This is a genomic window from Paludibacillus litoralis (assembly GCF_037646705.1).
GTDB lineage: Bacteria > Pseudomonadota > Alphaproteobacteria > Rhodobacterales > Rhodobacteraceae > Pikeienuella > Pikeienuella litoralis.
Genome location: NZ_JBBHER010000007.1, coordinates 97,922 through 114,597 on the forward strand (window position 1 = coordinate 97,922; position 16,676 = coordinate 114,597).

Below are 16,676 nucleotides of genomic sequence, written 5' to 3' on the forward strand. Positions count from 1 at the left end.
GCGCCTTGTCGCTGCGCTCTTCTCTCAGATGTCCCCTTGCTGGGGGTCAGATATCCCCTTGCTGGGCGGTCTCTTCGTTGCGGGGGTTCACGATGCTGTCGAGCAGGAGCGCGCCGAGCAGCACCACGCCCTTGATGAGATTCTGCGCCTCGAAGGAGACGCTGAGGATGGTCATCCCGTTGACGATGGTGCCGATCAGCAAGGTGCCGACGATCACGTTCGCGACGCCGCCGCGCCCCCCCGACAGCCCGATTCCGCCAAGCACCACGACGAGGATCACGTCATAGATCCAGGTCAGGTTGAAGATCCGCGTGTCCATGTTGCTGGACGACGCCGAAAGCACCAGCCCCGCGAAGAGCGCGATCGAGGCGGAGAGGCAATATTGAAGAATGATGATCGGCCTGACCGGGATGCCCGAATTCCGGGCCGCGGCGGGATTGTCGCCGATGGCGTAGATGAAGATGCCGAGCCTGGTCTTTTTCAGGAAGACATGCGCCGCCAGCGCCGCGCCCAGAAAGGCGAGGATCGAATAGGGCACGCCAAAGAGCGCGCCGCGCCCGATCCACGCGATCACGTCCAGTTCGGCCGGCCACGAGACGATCTCGTATTCGAAAAGCCCGCTCTGCCCGATCCCGGCGAGCCCGATGCCGACCGCGAGCGTGGTGAAGAGCGCGGGAATTTCGGCATAGGCGATCAGCGCGCCGTTCACGGCGCCGACCGCGATCGCGAAGAGGAGGCCGGCGAGCAGCGCGACGACCGGCGGATATCCGCTCCCCGCCATGGTCAGCACCAGCGCCGACGGAACCGCCAGCGCCGCGATCATCGCGAGGTCGATGCCCCGGCCGATCACCACGATGGCCATGCCCAGCCCCAGAATGCCCAGCACCGAGACCGAGCGCACCAGCGTGAGCAGATTGCCGACCGAGGCGAACCCCTCCAGCCCGACGGCGAACCCGGCGAAGATCAGCACGAAAAGCGCGGCGACGATGGTCTGCTGGTCGAATTTCAGCTTCTCGCCGAGCCTGGTCATGACGTCAGGTCCCGCGGCCGCCATCCGCGACCGTAGAAACATGGGCGATGAACCAGGCGGCGTCCTAGCACGGACCGCGCGCGGCGCCCGCCACGTCCGATGGGCGGCCCGATCGACCGGGCGGATCAGCCGCGGGAAAGGCGGCGAAGACGGCGCGGTTCTCCAGTGTGTCGACCCCCATGATTCCCTCCGGCGCGCCGGTCTCGCAGCGCCTCGCCCCAATAGCGTTAACCCGGATTATCCGCGGCGCCAACTCCGCATCCGCGCCTTTTCATCAGACCCGGCGCGGGCCCCGGAGCGCGCCCGGGCGGCGCGGGGCGGGCCGATCCGCGCCGACCGGCCGTTCGTGACGCCGCCCGGACAGGCGCGCCGACGGCGTCATTTACAGCGGCGCGCCGATCCGCAACAGTAACCCCGCCTGAGTCTTACGCTGGAGCTCCGCATGACCATTTCCGAGACCATCGCCGCGTTTCTGTGCGGGCTGACCCGCGACACGATCCCGGAGCCGGTCAGGCGCAAGGCGGAGGCGTGCCTGCTGAACGGCTATGGCATCGGTCTCGGCGGATATTCGACCCCCTACGCCCCGGTCGCCCGGAAGGCCGCGCTCGCGATGGATCCGGCGGGGGACGGGGGCGCCACGCTTCTCGGCGACGGCCGGAAGGCGGGGCCGGGCGGCGCGATGCTGGCCAACAGCGCGCTGTTTCACGGCCGGGCGCAGGAGGACACCTGCGGCGCGGCCCATCTCGGCGCGATCGTGATTCCGATGCTGACGGCGCTGATCGAATCCGGGCGGGGCGCTCAGGCGAATTTCATTCCCGCGCTGGTCGCCGGTTATGAGGCGGGGGGCCTCTTTGAGGAGCTTTTCGCGGTCGACACCACGCCGGCGGGGTTTCGCGCCTCGACCATCTATGGCGTGATCGGCGCGGCGGCGGCGGCGGGCCGGCTGCTCGACCTCGCCCCGGCGGAGATGGCCGCGGCGCTGGCCAACGCGGTCTCGTTCAGCGGCGGGCTGCTGCAATCCTTCACCGATGGAACCGATGAGTGGCGCTATCAGGTGGGCGTGACCGCGCGCGCGGGCTGGACCGCGGCCGAATTGGCGGCGGCGGGCTCCACCTCCGCGCCGCACGCCTTCGAGGGGCCGAAAGGGCTGATCGCCGCCTTCGCGCGAAAGGAGCTCGATCCGGCGGCGGTGCGGGCCAAGCTCGGCCGCGACTGGCAGACGCTGCGCGTCGCCTTCAAGCCGTTCCCGGTCTGCGCGTTCAATCAGACGCCGGTGATCTCGGCGCTGGAGTTGAGGAAGCGGCTGGATCCGGCGAAGATCGCCGCGGTCGAAGTGTTCATGAACCCGTATGAATGCGGCTACGCCGGCATGGATTCGGTCGGCCCGTTCAACTCCATATCGGGAACGCTGATGAGCATTCCCTTCTGCATCGCGCTGACCCTGGCGCGCGGCGCGCCGACGATGGATGCGATGCAACGCTATGACGACGCCGAGGTGAACGGGCTCATGACCCGGATCAAGCTCACCCCGTCGCCGGAGATCCCCGTGCTGAGCTGCCGGATCGATGTGGCGCTGGAGAGCGGGGCGAACCTTCGCGAGGATACGAAGATGCGCGCCGAGGATTACGCGTATTCCTTCGAACAGGTGTCCGAGATGGTGCGGCGGATCGGACGGGAGCAGGCGCTGCCCGACGCCGCCTATGACCGGCTGGAGCGGTTTGCCGCGGACGCGGCGCGCGAGCCGATCTCCCTCGTGACGGAGGCGTTCGCCATGCTGCCGGAGAGGGTGAAGGCGGCCTAGCGGAAAAGCCCGTCCTTCATCAGCCCGAGATAGGCCTGGATCGCCGATTCGGGAATCACCGAATCCGTCTTGTACTGCATGGAGATATAGGCGCGGGCGCCGAGGAGGATCGCGACGATCGCCTTCAGCTCGTCATCCGGCATCCGCCGGACATGGCCGGCCTTCATGCCGCGGCGAAGCGCGCGGCAATACCCATCGGTCAACCGCCGGATATGCTCCGCATGGGCGACGGGGGCGAACACCTCCGCCTCGTATAAAATGCGGTAAAAGCCCGGATTGTCCTTCAGATAGCTGCAATAGGACCGGATGCGGACGGCTTCGCGCTCCAGCCCGGTCGCCTGCGTCGCTTTCAGGTCCCTGGTGATCCGGTCGGTCATCTGCTGGCCGACATAAGGCAGCAGAATGTCGAAAAGGCCCTGCCGGTCCTTGAAGTAATTGTAGAACGTGCCCTGAGCGACGCCGGCCTCCTCGGTCAGCCGCGCCACCGACGTGCCGGCGTAGCCGTGCTCTCCGACCACCCGCGCGCCCGCTTCGAGCAGGTTGCGATAGATCTTCCGCGCCTTCTGATCGCGAGTCAGCTTCCTCGCCGGCCGTTCAAAGGCCAGCCGATCTTTTCCGGCGTCCGGCGCCGGCTTCACATTCGACACGGGTCACCTCCCCGATTGCTCAGGCCCCGCGGGAGCCGCGAGATCCCGCAGCACCCTTTTCAACACTTTTCCGGACGGGTTGCGAGGGAGGGACTCCACGATTCGGAGCGCCTTCGGGCATTTGAACCCCGCGAGGCGCTCTCTGCAAAATGCGTTCAGCCGGTCGAAATCCAGCTCCGCGCCCGGCCGGAGGACGACCACCGCCAGCGGAACCTCGCCCCAGCGCTCGTGCGGCTGCGCGATCACCGCCACGTCGAAGATCTCGGGCATCGTGAAAAGCACCCGCTCCACCTCGGACGAGGCGATGTTCTCGCCGCCGGAGATGATCATGTCCTTCTTGCGGTCGGTGAGAAAGAGGAACCCGTCCTCATCCAGATATCCGACATCGCCGGAGCGGAAGAACCCGTCCGCGAACAGCGCCGCCGCCGTGCGCTCCGGGTCTTTCCAGTAGCCTTTCGTGACCTTGGGGCCCCGCATGCAGATCTCGCCCGCCACGCCGGCGGGCAGCGGCGCGCCGGTCTCGTCCCGGATTTCGAGCTCCACGAGGCTGACCGGGCGGCCGACGGAGCCGATCTTGTCGATCTCCCGGCCCGGCTCCATCAGCGTGTCGCCGGAGACGGTTTCGGTCATGCCGTAGGCGTCGATATAGCGGGCCGAGGGGAAGGTGGCGGCGAAATCCCGGATCCGGTTCTCCGGCGTGCGCTCGCCCCCGGCGACGCACCATCTGAGCGAGGTGAGATCGGGAAGAGCGGCCCGGTCGAGCGTGAGAATGGCGCTCGTCATCACCGGCGCCAGCCAGATTCCCGTGATCCGCTCCGCGGCGATGGTCTCGACCACGGCGCCGGGGTCGAAATCCCGAAGCACCACCAGCGCGCCGCCGGCCTGATGCACCGCGAGCCCGGGCAGATCGCAGGCCCCGACATGATAGAGCGGCCCAGCGACGCAAAGCCGGTCCTTCGCCGTCAGCTGCAGCGCCTGAATCAGGTCGTGATTCTTGAAATAGAAGTTCTCATAGCTGTGGGTCACGCCCTTCGGCCGGTCGGTCGTGCCCGAAGTGTACATCAGGCGCATCAGGTCGCCGCTTTCCCGCCGCTCCGGCCGCGTCGCCGGCGCGGCCCTGGGAAGCGCGCGCGCCGCTTCGGCCTGCGCGGCCGCGTCGAGATGGATCACCGGCGTCTCAAGCCCGGCGAGGGTGGGGCGGAACTCCTCGTCCGCGAGGATCAGCGCCACGCCGGCGTCCCCGGCGATATAGGCGACCTCTTCGCCCGAAAGCCGGAAATTGATCGGCAGGATCACCGCCCCGAGATGGGAGGTCGCATAGAGCAGCTCCAGAAAGGCGACGCTGTTCTTCATCACCAGCGCGACCACGCTGTCAGGCCCGATCCCGGCGGCCTTCAGCCCCCCCGCCGTCGCTTCGACGCGCGCCAGAAACTCCGCCCAGCTCAGCCGCAGATCGCCGTAGATCACCGCGTCTTCGCCGGGCCGGACCCGGGCGTGAAACCGAACGTGCGAGGTCAGATTAAGCATTTCAAACGTCCGTCAGTAGGATCGGGGCAGCCCCAGATTGGCCGTTGCGATGAAGTTCAGGATCATCTCTTCCGAGATCGGCGCAAAGCGGAAAAGCCGGGCGTCGCGCCAAAGCCGCTCGACATGCATCTCCTTGGCGTAGCCCATGCCGCCCATCACCTGCATCGCGCGCTCCGCCACCGCCGACGCCGCCTGAGAGGCGATCAGCTTGGCGGCGTTGCTCTCCGAGCCGAACGGCAGCCCAGTGTCGAACAGCGAGGCCGCCTTCAGATTCAGGAGCTTCGCCGCCTCCAGCTCCGCCCAGTGCTGCGCCAGCGGAAACTGGATCGCCTGATAGGCGCCGATCGGCTTGCCGCCGAAAACCGACCGGTCCTTCGCATAGGCGACGCCGAGCCGGATCGCGAGCCGGCCGGCGCCGACAAGCCCGGCCGTGGTCACGATCCGCTCGGTGTTCAGCACGTCGAGAAGCTGGCGCCAGCCCTGATCGACGTCGCCGATCAGCTCCTCGCCCTCGACGCGGACATTGTCGAAAAACACCTGGCTCGAAGGCAGGGTGTTGGTGCCGAGCTTGCCGATGCTGGCGTGCGAGAGGCCCTCCCGCTCCTTGTCGATCATGAACAGGCTGATGCCATGGGTCTTTTTCGGCGCGTCCTCGATCGGCGTCGTGCGGGCGACGACCAGCATCTTGTCCGCCTGCGGAACCCCGGTGATCCAGATCTTCTGCCCGTTCAGCCGCCAGCCGTTGCCATCCGCGGCGGCGGTCGTCTTCAGCTCCAGCGAGTTGGTCCCGGCGTCCGGCTCGGTCAGCGCCATGCAGAACCGCATCTCGCCGGCGCAGAGCTTCGGGAGCCAGTCGCGCTTCATCGCGTCGGTCCCGTATCGGGAGATCGAGACGCCGCCGAAGATCGGGTTGAGCATGAACACCTGGCTGAGCGTGGAGCCGGCGCCGGCGGCGCAGAGCTCCTCGATGATCAGCGCCGAATCGACCATGCCGAGCCCCGAGCCGCCATGTTCCTCGGGCAGCATCGCGCCGGCGAGCCCGGCGTCGCAGATCGCCTGCCAGCATTCCGTCGGGAACGCTTTCGCCTCGTCCTTCTCCCGCCAGTACTCAGGCCCGAACCGCTCCCCGACCTTGCGGGCGGTCTCGATCATCAGGCTCTGCTCTTCGGTGAGGGAGAAATCCATGTCCGGCTCCTGGCTTGTCAGTTCGGGCCATGCGCAGGGCGCAAAAGGCGAAGGGGGGATTCCAGAATCGCGACGACGCCGGAGAGAAACCGGGCGGCCTCGGCGCCGTCGACGATGCGATGGTCGCAGGCGAGCGTGAGGGTTAATTCGCGCCGGAGCGCAGGCGCGCCGGCCGCATCGGGCCGGAACAGCGCCCGGTCCGCGCCAACGCCGAGCATCATCGCGTTCGGCGGGTTGATGATCGGCGCCAGCGCCGAGGCGCCGAACATGCCGACATTCGAGATCGAGGCGACCCCGCCGCCGACATCCGCCGGCGTCAACGCGCCAGCGCGGGCGCGTGCGGCGAGATCGTCGGCGCGCGCCGCGATCTCGTCCAGCGCCGCGGCGCCGGCGTCGCGGACCACCGGGATCCGAAGACCCTGCGGCGTCTCCACCACCATGCCGATATCGACGCGGTCGAAGGCGATGATCCGCTCCTCCGCCCAGACGCGGTTCAGCGCCGGCGCCTCCGCCAGCGCGACGCCGAGCGCCCGGATCAGCATATGCGTGAGGGAGACCCGCGCGCCGCGCCGATCCGCATCCGCGTTCAGCTCCGCCCGGAGCGTCGTCAGCGCGGTGATCTCCGCCTCATGCGTGACGTGGAAATGCGGAACCTCGCGCCAGGACGCGGCGACCTTGCGCGCCGTCGCCAGCCGCGCGGCGTCGGGCGCGATTCCGGCCCCGGATCCGGCGGCGGCGCCGGGCGGCGCGGCGGCGGGCCGGGGCGCCGGGGCGGCCCCCTGAACATCTGCCGCCTTGATCCGCCCACGCGGGCCGGAGCCGCGCAGCGCGGCGAGATCCACGCCCGAATTCCGCGCGAGCCGGCGCGCCAGCGGCGTGGCGAGGATACGCGCGGGCCGCGCGCTCTCGGGCGCGGGCGACGGCGCCTTTTCACCGCCATGCGCGGCGCCGGCCAGCCGCGCGACCGGCGCGCCGACCGGCGCCGACTCGCCCTCCTGAACCAACACTTCCGCCAGCACCCCGTCCGCCTCCGCCTCGACTTCGTTGGCGACCTTCTCCGTCTCGACCGTGAAAAGCGGGTCGCCGGCCTTGAACGCGGCCCCGGGCGCGATACGCCACTCGGTCAGCAGCCCCTCGGTCATGGTCAGCCCGAACTTGGGCATGAGAAGGTCGGCCATCGGTCAGACGCCCTTGAAATCGGGGCTGCGCTTTTCGAGAAAGGCGCCGCAGCCCTCATGCGCGTCGTCGCTGTCCAGAACGAGGCCGATCATCGCCTGCTCATGGCGGAGCGCCGCGGAGAGCGGCATGTCGGCCCCGTCGGACAGGGTGCGCTTCAAGAGCTTGAGCACCAGCGGCGATTTCGCCGCGACCTTCCCGGCCAGCTCTCTCGCCGCGTCCATCAGCGTCTCATGCGGGACCACCCTGTTGGCGAGGCCGACGCTCACCGCCTCCTCCGCCGTCAGCATGTCGCCGGTGAACATGATCTCCTTCGCCCGGCAGAGCGGAAGCTGCCGGATGATCCGCTGCGTGCCGCCGGCGCCGGGGAAGAGCCCGAGCGTGATCTCCGGCAGGCCGAGCCTGGCCTTGTCCGAGAGGATGCGCATGTCCAGCGTCAGCAAGAGCTCCGTCCCGCCGCCGAGGGCGAAGCCGTTCACCGCGCCGATCGTGGGTTTGTCGAAGGTCTCGATTCGGCGGAAAAGCTTGTGAATGTCCTCCGCGAACTCCTGATAATGCGCGAGCCCCCGGCGCGAGTTCAGATCGGCGATGTCGCCCCCCGCGACGAAGGCGCGCCCGGCGCCGGTGAAGATCAGCGCCCGGACGCCCGCGTCGCGCTCCACCTCGTCGAGCGCGCCGTTAATGGCGCGGATCGTCGCGGTATCGAGCGCGTTCAGCGTCTCGGGGCGGTTGATCGTGAGCGTGGCGATGGCGCCGTCCCGGCTCAGCAGAATCGGATCTTCGGCCATGGGGGTATCCTTTCGGTCAGGCGAGCGTGCGCCGGAGCGCCGCGATGATTTTGTCCGCGTTCGGGCGATAGGCCTCTTCGAGGGTCTTGCCGAAGGGGGAGGGCGCGAACGGCGCGCCGACCCGCACGATCGGGCCGTCCAGTTCGTCAAAGCCGATATCGGCCATCCGCGCCGCGATCTCCGCGCCGACGCCGAACGCCTCCACCGCCTCGTGCGCCACCACCAGATTGTGGGTGCGCGACAGGCTTTCGAGAACGGTTTTCTCGTCCCAGGGCTGGAGCGAGCGCAGGTCCACCACCTCGACCGAGACGCCCTCCCGCGCCATGGCCTCCGCCGCCGCCTCCGCCATGCCGACGGCGGCGCCATAGGCGACGACGGTGGCGTCGGCGCCCGGCCGCGCGATCCGGGCTTCGCCGATCTTCATCGGCGCCATGGTCTCCGGAAGATCGCCCTTCATCGCGTAGAGCGCCTTGTTCTCGACGACGACCACCGGGTCCGGATCCTCGATCGCGGCGCGGAGCAGACCGTAAGCGTCCGCGGGATTGGAGGGGCAGACCACCTTCAGCCCCGGCACATGCGCGAGCCACGCCTCGAGGCATTGCGAATGCTGCGGCCCGGCGTTCAGCCCACCGCCATGCGGCGTCCGCACGACCATCGACGCCGAAGCCTGGCCGCCGAACATGGAGCGCGCCTTCGCCGCCTGATTGACCAGCATGTCCATGGCGAGAGTGACGAAATCCATGAACATGATTTCCGCCACCGGGCGCATGCCGGTCAGCGCGGCGCCGAGGCTCATGCCCACGATCGACGCTTCGGCGATCGGAGTGTCGTAGACCCGGCCGGGCCCGTAGATGTCCAGAAGGCCGCGCGTCGCCTTGAACGAGCCGCCGGCGGCGCCCACGTCCTCGCCGATGACGAAAACGGTCGGGTCCGCCGCCATCGCGTCCTTGAGCGCCTGATTGACGGCCCTGATGTATCTGACTTCCGCCATCGCTCAGCCCCCGGCCCGTGTGTAGACATCCGCCGCGAGATCGCCGGCCTCCGGCAAAGGCGCCGCCAGCGCGGCCTCGACCGCCGCCTCGATCGAAGCCTCGACCTCTTCATCGATGGCCGCCAGCGTTTGCGCGGAGACCCCGGCCTCGGTCAGCGCCTCGGCGGCGAGGCGGATCGGGTCGCGGGCGTCGAGCGATTCGATCTCCTCGCTGTCGCGGTAATCCTGACGGTCGCCCTCGAAATGGCCGCGCACGCGGGTCGTGCGGCATTCCAGAATCGCCGGCGCCGAGGTCTTCCTCATGCGGGAGACCAGCCGCGAGGCCGCCGCCGCGACTTCGGCGACGATATTGCCGTCGACGCCCGCATATTCGATGGAGAAGGCGGTCGCGAGCTTCTCCACGCTGGTCGCCAGCTGGTTTTCGGTCGGGCTGAACTCGGACCAGCCGTTGTTCTCGCAGACGAAAAGCACCGGCAGCGACCAGAGCGCCGAGATGTTGAGACATTCGTGCACCACGCCTTCGGCCAGCGCGCCGTCGCCGAAATACACCACCGCGACATGGCCCTCGCCCTGCATTTTCAGCGCCAGCGCGCTCCCCGTCGTGATCGGGATTCCGGCGGCGACGATTCCGTTCGCGCCCAGCATCCCCTTGCTGAAATCCGCCACATGCATCGAGCCGCCGCGCCCCTTGCAGAGCCCGGTCGCGCGGCCGAGGATCTCCGCGAAGAACCCGGTGAGATCGACGCCCTTGGCGAGCGTATGGCCATGGCCGCGATGGTTGGAGGAGACCGTGTCGCGGTCCCCCAACACGCTGGAGACGCCGACCGGGATCGCCTCCTGCCCGATGGAGAGATGAAGAAAGCCGGGCACCCGGCCATCCAGAAAGAGCTTTTGCAACCGCTCCTCGGCGCGTCTTATCAGCAGCATGCGCCGGTAGAGAGCTGTCCGCTCATCAGATGTCATGGCCATATCCTCCCTGAGGGAGAGTGCCGCGCCGCGGCGGCGGCGTCAATCAAGAATGAATGGTGAGTCATGAATCATATACTATGCAGGCCGCCGCCGCGCTGATATGCTATGGATGGATCAGGAGGCGCCGATGACGGATTTATCCGGCGAACACGCGGTCGTGACAGGCGGCGGAAGCGGCATCGGCCTTGCGGTGACCAGGGCCCTGCTGAAGCAGGGCGCGGCCGTCACCGTTCTGGACCGGGCGCCCGCCGCGCTCGAAACGGCGGCCGAGGTTGGCGCCGCGGCGGAGCTGGCCGACGTCGTCGACGCCGAGGCGATCGAAGCGCTGGCCGCGCGCCTCGCCCCCGCCGACATCCTCGTCACCTGCGCCGGCGTCCTTCAGAGCACGCTCCCGCCCGAAGAGCTGAGCTGGAGGGAATGGGACCGGATCGTGGCCGTCCATCAGCGGGGAACCTACGCCTGCTGCCGCAGTTTCGGCGGCCGCATGGCGGCGCGCGGCCATGGGGCGATCGTCACGATCTCGTCGGTCGCGGGCATCGGAACCGGGCCGCTGCACTCCTACGGGCCGGCGAAGGCGGCGATCGCGCACATGTCGAAATGTCTGGCGGCGGAATGGGGGCCGCGCGGGGTGCGGGTGAACTCGGTCGCGCCGGGCTTCACCGAAACCCCCGCGCTCGACCGGGGAGTCGCGGCGGGGGTGCTCGGCGCCGACCGGCTCCGCGACGGCGCGGCGCTCGGCCGTCTCGTCGCGGCGGAGGAGGTCGCGAATGTAGTCGTCTTTCTCGCCGGCCCCGCGGCGTCCGCCGTGACCGGCGTCGTGCTGCCGGTCGACGCCGGCTACCTCGTTTCCGGAGACTGGGGGGTCTACGGCGGCCTGCGCTGAGATGGCGTGAAAAAATGAATTATGAACCATCAGTCATATTTATTGACTCTCATTCAGGTTCGATAAACTGTGCCGAAAAGAAAACGATCAGGAGGAAGCCACCCATGAAGATTTCGCACATGAAGGGCGCAGGCCCGCACCGCCGTCAGGTTCTCAAGTTCGGCGCCGCCGGCGTCGGCGTGCTCGCCGCGCCGGGCATCCTGCGCGCCCAGACCGACAACATCCGCATCGGCATGCCGACGATCCTCTCCGGCCGGGTCGCGGTCCTTGGCGAGACGGCCAGCGTCGGCGCCAGGATGGCGGTGAAGGAGGCCAACGACGCCGGCGGCGTCAACGGCCGCATGCTCGAGCTTGTCATCCGCGACAGCGCCGGCAAGCCGGACGACGCCGCGCGCATCGTCCGCGATCTCGTCAACAACGACGGCTGCGAAGTGATCCTCAACGCCGAGGCCTCCGGCGCGTCGTTCGCGGTCAACGAGGTCGTCCGCGACATCAAGCGCTACTGCATGCACTCGATCTCGGAGACCTCCTCGCTCACCGCGGATCCGGCGAACCGGATCCCCTGGGCGTTCCGCTCCGCGCGTCAGGGCATCCATGACGCCGTGGCCGGCGGGATCTACGCCGCCGAGCTGGTCAAGTCGCACGGGTTGGTCCGCTGGGCCACCTGCTCCCCGGATTACGCCTATGGCCGCGACACGACCCAGCAGTTCATGGAGTATGTGAAGATCTTCGCCCCCGAGGTCGAAGTGGTGGCCGAGACATGGCCGAAGATCTTCCAGCCCGATTACACCGAGAACATCACCGCGCTGCTGAACACGTCGCCGGACGCTCTCTACACCTGCCTCTGGGGCGGCGATCTCGTGGCGTTTTTCGATCAGGCCAGCCTTTACGGCCTCTTCGACCAGTTCGAGTCGGTCGCGGTCAATCTCGGCGACTACCCGGTGATCGAGGCGGTGAAGAACCTGCCGGGCGGGATCCACATGGGCAACCGCTATCACAAGGACGTGCCGGACACCGAAGCGAACGAGGACTGGAACGCCGCCTATCGCGCCAGCGGCGACGTCTCGCCCACGACCTGGGCCTGGCAGACCTATTCGGGGATGAAGTTCATGATCGCGGCGATGGCCGAAACCGGCGGCGATCTCGACGCCGAAAAACTGGCGGCGGCGACCGCGGGGCGCACCATCGACTCGCCCTTCGGAGTCTCCGGCTCGCTGACGATGCGCGAGGAGGACAACACCGTGATCGACTACGCCCTCGGTTACGGCAAATCTCTCCCGAAGCCGCCTTATCTCACGGATTACCAGGCTGCGTCATGGGAGCAGATCCTGACCAATGAGAAAGAGTGGAAGAAGCGGAACGGCTACATCTGATCCGCGCCGCGCAATCCGGAAGACGCGTCAGGCGGCGGTTCAGGCCGCCTGACGCGACCGACCGAAGCCGCACGTCCGCCGCAAAAGGATCGTCATGATTGATATTGACGCCATAACAAGCTGCTTCTCGGTTTCGGCCTGTATGGTGAACCAGTTGAGCAGCGGCCTGATCATCGGCATGCTGCTGTTCCTCGTCGCGTCGGGCGTGACGCTGATCTTCGGCATCCTCAACATCATCAACTTCGCGCATGGCGCGTTTTACATGCTGGGCGCCTATTTCGCCTACACCGCCTATGTGATGACCGGGAATTATTACATCGCCGCCGCCGCCGGCGCGGTGGGCGCGGCGCTCGCAGGCGTCATATTCGAGCGCCTGATCATCAGCCGGGTCTATGGCGAGAACATCCTGATGCAGCTTCTCGTCTGCTACGCGACGATCCTGATTCTGGATGATCTGGTGAAGATCGTCTGGGGCAGCGAATATCTCTCCATGGGGGTTCCCGACCAGTTCAGGGTGCCGCCGTACCGGATCATGGGCGGGTTCGTGCCGCCGTTCTATGTCTTCATGGTCGGCGCGACGGTGGTCGTCGCCATCTCCTGCCTGGTCATCATCAACTACACCCGCTTCGGCAAGATCGTGCGCGCGGCGGCGCATAACCGGGTCATGGTCTCCGTGCTCGGCATTCGCGTTCCGCTCTATTTCGCGCTGCTTTTCGGGCTCGGCTGCGGGCTGGCGGGGCTGGCGGGGGCGCTGGCGGCGCCGGTGCGCTCGCTGACGCCGGGAATGGGGATAAGCATCCTGATCGAGAGCTTCATCGTCACCGTGATCGGGGGCATGGGCAGCATCACCGGGGCCTTTCTCGCGGCGCTCCTGCTCGGCCTCGTGCGCTCGATCGGCAGCCTCGGCTTCCCGCTCTTCGTCGACGGCGCGATGTTCGGGATCATGGCGCTGGTGCTGATCTTCCGGCCTCAGGGCCTTCTCGGCCGGAAGGAGCAGAAATGAGGCTTCTGAGCGAGTTCAGGCGCGATTTCGCCATCGCGGCCGCGGGGCTGGTCCTGCTTCTGCTCGGGCTCCTGCCGGAAAGCGGCTGGGTGCGGGATTTTCTGACATCGCTGTTCGCCTACGGGCTGCTCGGCATGTCGCTCAATCTGCTGATCGGCTATACCGGCCTCATCTCGTTCGGTCACGGCGCCTTCTTCGCCTTCGGCGCCTACGCGTTCGGGCTGCTTCTGCAATGGAACGCCTTCACGGCGGCGCTCGGCGGGGCCGCGGCGCCGGCGGCGCTGGTCCTGACCATCGTGCTGGGCGCGCTTTACGCGCTCATGATCGGCGCGATCTGCTGCCGGCTTTCCGAGATCTATTTCGCCTTCCTGACGCTGGCCTTCCAGATGTTTCTCTACAGCGTCATCCTCAGCTGGGTCGCGCTGACCGGCGGCGACCAGGGCCTGATGGGCGGGATCCCGCGGCCTCCCTTCCTTGGCGTCGATCTCGCGGACCCCAATCATCGCTACGCGTTCTGCGCCGTGCTCTTCGTCCTCTGCCTGCTTCTCCTCCGGGTGCTGGCGCAAAGCTCCTTCGGCTACACGCTGCGGATGATCCGGGACAATCCCAAACGCGCGGCGTTCCTTGGCGTGAACGTGCTGCGCGTCAAGGTGATCTGTTTCGTGATCTCGGGCTCGGTGGCCGGCGTCGGCGGCGTGATCCTCGCGCTCTTCACCTCGGGCGCCTACCCCGAATGGGCCAATTGGGAGCAATCGGGCGAAGCGATCTTCATGATCATGCTCGGCGGCGTGAACGCGTTCTTCGGCCCGCTGCTCGGCGCGCTGCTGCTGCGCGTCCTGAACGACCTGGTGCTGATCTACACCACGCATACCGAACTGGTGACGGGCCTGGTGATTCTTCTCGTCGTGCTGGGGCTGCGGATGGGCGTGCTCGATTTCATCAGCGTCCAGCGTCAGAACCGGAGGGAGGCGCGGGCCAGCGCGGAGCGGAAAACCGCGGAGAGCGGGAAAGAGAGCGTCTGATGGGTGAACCTGCGCTGGAGTTGCGCCATCTCGAAAAGCGGTTTGGCGGCGTCGTCGCGACGAAGGATGTCTCGCTGAGCTTCCCCGCCGGGTCGCTCTCCGCGATCATCGGCCCGAACGGCGCCGGGAAAACCACGCTTTTCAATCTCATCACCGGCAACCTCGCGCCGACGAGCGGGCGCATCCTGCTTGAAGGCGAGGATATCGGCGGGCTCGATCCGGCCTCGATCGTGCGCCGGGGGGTGGGGCGGGCGTTTCAGGTCGCCAGCATCTTTCCCTCCCTGACCGTCGAGGATTCGCTGACCGCCGCGGTCTCGGCCCACATGCGCCAGAACGAAAAGATGTTCACCGCCTTCGCTCCGCGCGAGGTGCGCGAAAAGGCGCAGGAGCTGCTTGAGCTGCTCGGCATGGAGGCGGTGGCGAAAGCGTCCAGCCGCACGATCTCTCACGGCGATCAGAAGCTGCTGGACGTGGGCCTCGCCCTCGCGATGGAGCCGAAGGTGCTGCTTCTCGACGAGCCGACGGCGGGCATGGGGCCGGAGGAGCGCTGGCGCATGATGGACACCGTGCGCGAGCTCTGGAAGCGAAAGAAGATGACCCTGATCTTCATCGAGCATGACATCGAGATCGTCTTCAAGACCGCGCAGAGGATCCATGTGTTGAAATATGGCGCGGTCCTCGCGGAAGGCGCGCCGGAGGAGATCCGGGGCAATCCCGACGTCATCGACGCCTATCTCGGCACGGACCACGCGCTTGCCGAGGAGCATGCCTGATGAACGACGCGGTGCTGGAGCTTGAGGGGCTGGAGGTGTTTTACGGCCGCTCGCAGATCCTCTTCGGGCTCGACCTGACCCTTCGGCGCGGGCGCACATTGGCGCTCCTCGGGCGAAACGGCGCCGGCAAGAGCACGACGATGAAGGGAATCGCCGGCGTCGCGCCCCCGGCGAAGGGCGTGGTGAGGATCATGGGCCGGGAGATGCAGGGCGCCGCCCCCCATGTGATCGCCCGGGCCGGGGTCGGCTATGTGCCGGAGGACCGGCAGGTCTTCCCGTTCCACACCGTCGAGGAGAACCTTCTTCTCGGCGTCAAGCCCGGCGCGAATGGGGAGACGTCCTGGACGCTGGAGCGGATTTACGAGACCTTCCATCTTCTCGCGCGCCTGAAGGGGCGCCAGGGCGGGCTCCTTTCCGGCGGCGAGCAGCAATTGCTGACCATCGCGCGCACGCTGATGGGCAACCCCGATATCCTGTTGCTGGATGAGCCGTCCGAGGGGCTGGCGCCGATCATCGTGCAGGAGATCGGCAAGCTGATCCGCCAGCTGCGCGAGACCGGCGTCACGATTCTTCTGGCCGAGCAGAACATGCATTTCTGCCTCGGGCTCGCGGAGGACGCGGCGGTGATCGACAAGGGCCGGATCGTCTACACCGGGACGATCGACGAGCTTCGCGAGAACACGGCCGTGACCGATCAGTATCTCTCGATCTGAGCTCAGCCCGCCGGGCGCACCCCGCCATAGGGCGCCCAGGACCCGGCGCAATAGAACCCGGCGTCGACCGGGAGCGCGACGCCGGTGATCGCCGACGCTTCATCCGAGAGCAGGAACGCCGCCGCCTTCGCGATCTCCTCGGGGGCGACCATCCGGCCAAGCGTCGAATTCTCCTCGAGGAGGCTGGGGTCGCGCAAACCCCTGTCGATCTGATCCTGAAGCGCCGGGGTGAGGGTGTAGCCCGGCTCGATGCAGTTCACCCGGATCCCGCTCCTCCCCCATTCTCCGGCGAGGTTCATGGTGAGGTTGGTCACCGCCGCTTTCGTCGGCGCATACGCATGGAGCGGAACGGAGCGGCCCGCCGTGATCGAACTGACCGCGACCATCGCGCCCCTGCCGCGCGCCTTCATCGGCCTGGCGAAGGCGCGAAGGCACAGGAACGTGCCGCGCAGGTTGATCGCGTAGATCCGGTCATAGAGGTCGAGGCCGATCTCCTCCGGCGGCAATGGCGGCTGAACGATTCCGGCGGAGGTGATCAGCCCGGCCACCGGGCCGGTCTCACGCTCGACCCTGGCGGCGAACTCCACGATCCGGGCTTCGTCGCGCACATCCACCTGATGGGCGACGCCCCCGATCTCGCCGGCCACATCCTCCGCCGCCGCCCCATTGATGTCCGCGATCACGACGCGCGCGCCCCGCGCCGCCAGAAGCCGGGCGCAGGCCGCGCCGATGCCGCTGCCCCCTCCCGTGACGACGATGACGGGATGGTCGGCGTTCGCGGCTGGGGCTGTCATG

At 67.7% G+C, this 16,676-nt stretch carries 16 protein-coding genes; 7 read left to right on the forward strand and 9 right to left on the reverse strand.

The window, feature by feature from the left end; genetic code table 11:
• Positions 1 to 46 precede the first annotated feature (46 nt).
• Complete coding sequence (locus WG921_RS13290) at positions 47 to 1,030, reverse strand: ABC transporter permease (RefSeq protein WP_340109727.1); 984 nt, start codon at positions 1,028 to 1,030, stop codon at positions 47 to 49.
• Positions 1,031 to 1,472: 442 nt separating this feature from the next.
• Between WG921_RS13290 and WG921_RS13295 the strand changes: the two genes are divergently transcribed.
• Positions 1,473 to 2,831, forward strand: a complete 1,359-nt coding sequence (locus WG921_RS13295; protein ID WP_340109728.1) for an MmgE/PrpD family protein — start codon at positions 1,473 to 1,475, stop codon at positions 2,829 to 2,831.
• Here the strand turns inward: WG921_RS13295 and WG921_RS13300 are convergent.
• The 7 genes from WG921_RS13300 to WG921_RS13330 are packed head-to-tail and all read right to left on the reverse strand — an operon-like array spanning position 2,828 to position 10,108.
• The gene (locus WG921_RS13300) at positions 2,828 to 3,478 is read right to left on the reverse strand and encodes a TetR/AcrR family transcriptional regulator (RefSeq protein ID WP_340109729.1); all 651 of its coding nucleotides are present in this window, start codon (positions 3,476 to 3,478) and stop codon (positions 2,828 to 2,830) included. The two genes, WG921_RS13295 and WG921_RS13300, sit on opposite strands and share 4 nt — an antisense overlap.
• Before the next feature lie 3 nt (positions 3,479 to 3,481).
• Positions 3,482 to 5,005, reverse strand: coding sequence for an AMP-binding protein (locus tag WG921_RS13305; RefSeq protein ID WP_340109730.1), 1,524 nt, complete (start codon positions 5,003 to 5,005; stop codon positions 3,482 to 3,484).
• 12 nt (positions 5,006 to 5,017) lie between these two features.
• A complete protein-coding gene (locus WG921_RS13310; RefSeq protein ID WP_340109731.1) occupies positions 5,018 to 6,190 on the reverse strand; it encodes an acyl-CoA dehydrogenase family protein in 1,173 nt (390 codons plus the stop codon).
• A gap of 17 nt (positions 6,191 to 6,207) precedes the next feature.
• On the reverse strand, positions 6,208 to 7,368 hold the full coding sequence (locus WG921_RS13315; RefSeq protein WP_340109732.1) for a dihydrolipoamide acetyltransferase family protein: 1,161 nt from the start codon (positions 7,366 to 7,368) through the stop codon (positions 6,208 to 6,210).
• Positions 7,369 to 7,371: 3 nt separating this feature from the next.
• Positions 7,372 to 8,154, reverse strand: a complete 783-nt coding sequence (locus WG921_RS13320; RefSeq protein WP_340109733.1) for an enoyl-CoA hydratase/isomerase family protein — start codon at positions 8,152 to 8,154, stop codon at positions 7,372 to 7,374.
• 16 nt (positions 8,155 to 8,170) lie between these two features.
• Positions 8,171 to 9,145 carry an alpha-ketoacid dehydrogenase subunit beta gene (locus tag WG921_RS13325; RefSeq protein WP_340109734.1) on the reverse strand — a complete coding sequence of 325 codons (975 nt, stop codon included), beginning with the start codon at positions 9,143 to 9,145 and terminating at the stop codon, positions 8,171 to 8,173.
• A 3-nt stretch (positions 9,146 to 9,148) separates the two neighbouring features.
• Positions 9,149 to 10,108, reverse strand: coding sequence for a thiamine pyrophosphate-dependent dehydrogenase E1 component subunit alpha (locus WG921_RS13330; RefSeq protein ID WP_340109735.1), 960 nt, complete (start codon positions 10,106 to 10,108; stop codon positions 9,149 to 9,151).
• Between the two features lie 133 nt (positions 10,109 to 10,241).
• Here WG921_RS13330 and WG921_RS13335 point away from each other — a divergent pair, with 133 nt between their 5' ends.
• The 6 genes from WG921_RS13335 (at position 10,242) to WG921_RS13360 (ending at position 15,881) form a co-directional block, all read left to right on the forward strand.
• Positions 10,242 to 10,997 carry an SDR family NAD(P)-dependent oxidoreductase gene (locus WG921_RS13335; RefSeq protein WP_340109736.1) on the forward strand — a complete coding sequence of 252 codons (756 nt, stop codon included), beginning with the start codon at positions 10,242 to 10,244 and terminating at the stop codon, positions 10,995 to 10,997.
• A gap of 104 nt (positions 10,998 to 11,101) precedes the next feature.
• Positions 11,102 to 12,370, forward strand: coding sequence for an ABC transporter substrate-binding protein (locus WG921_RS13340; RefSeq protein WP_340109737.1), 1,269 nt, complete (start codon positions 11,102 to 11,104; stop codon positions 12,368 to 12,370).
• Between the two features lie 94 nt (positions 12,371 to 12,464).
• Entirely contained in the window at positions 12,465 to 13,373 is a 909-nt protein-coding gene (locus tag WG921_RS13345) for a branched-chain amino acid ABC transporter permease (protein WP_340109738.1), read from the forward strand.
• Positions 13,370 to 14,395, forward strand: a complete 1,026-nt coding sequence (locus WG921_RS13350; protein ID WP_340109739.1) for a branched-chain amino acid ABC transporter permease — start codon at positions 13,370 to 13,372, stop codon at positions 14,393 to 14,395. The genes WG921_RS13345 and WG921_RS13350 overlap by 4 nt, the downstream gene beginning before the upstream one ends.
• A complete protein-coding gene (locus WG921_RS13355) occupies positions 14,395 to 15,168 on the forward strand; it encodes an ABC transporter ATP-binding protein (RefSeq protein WP_340109740.1) in 774 nt (257 codons plus the stop codon). The genes WG921_RS13350 and WG921_RS13355 overlap by 1 nt, the downstream gene beginning before the upstream one ends.
• Positions 15,168 to 15,881 carry an ABC transporter ATP-binding protein gene (locus WG921_RS13360; RefSeq protein WP_340109741.1) on the forward strand — a complete coding sequence of 238 codons (714 nt, stop codon included), beginning with the start codon at positions 15,168 to 15,170 and terminating at the stop codon, positions 15,879 to 15,881. The genes WG921_RS13355 and WG921_RS13360 overlap by 1 nt, the downstream gene beginning before the upstream one ends.
• A gap of 2 nt (positions 15,882 to 15,883) precedes the next feature.
• Here WG921_RS13360 and WG921_RS13365 read toward each other — a convergent pair whose 3' ends face one another.
• A complete protein-coding gene (locus WG921_RS13365) occupies positions 15,884 to 16,675 on the reverse strand; it encodes an SDR family NAD(P)-dependent oxidoreductase (protein ID WP_340109742.1) in 792 nt (263 codons plus the stop codon).
• Between the last annotated feature and the right edge of the window lies 1 nt (position 16,676).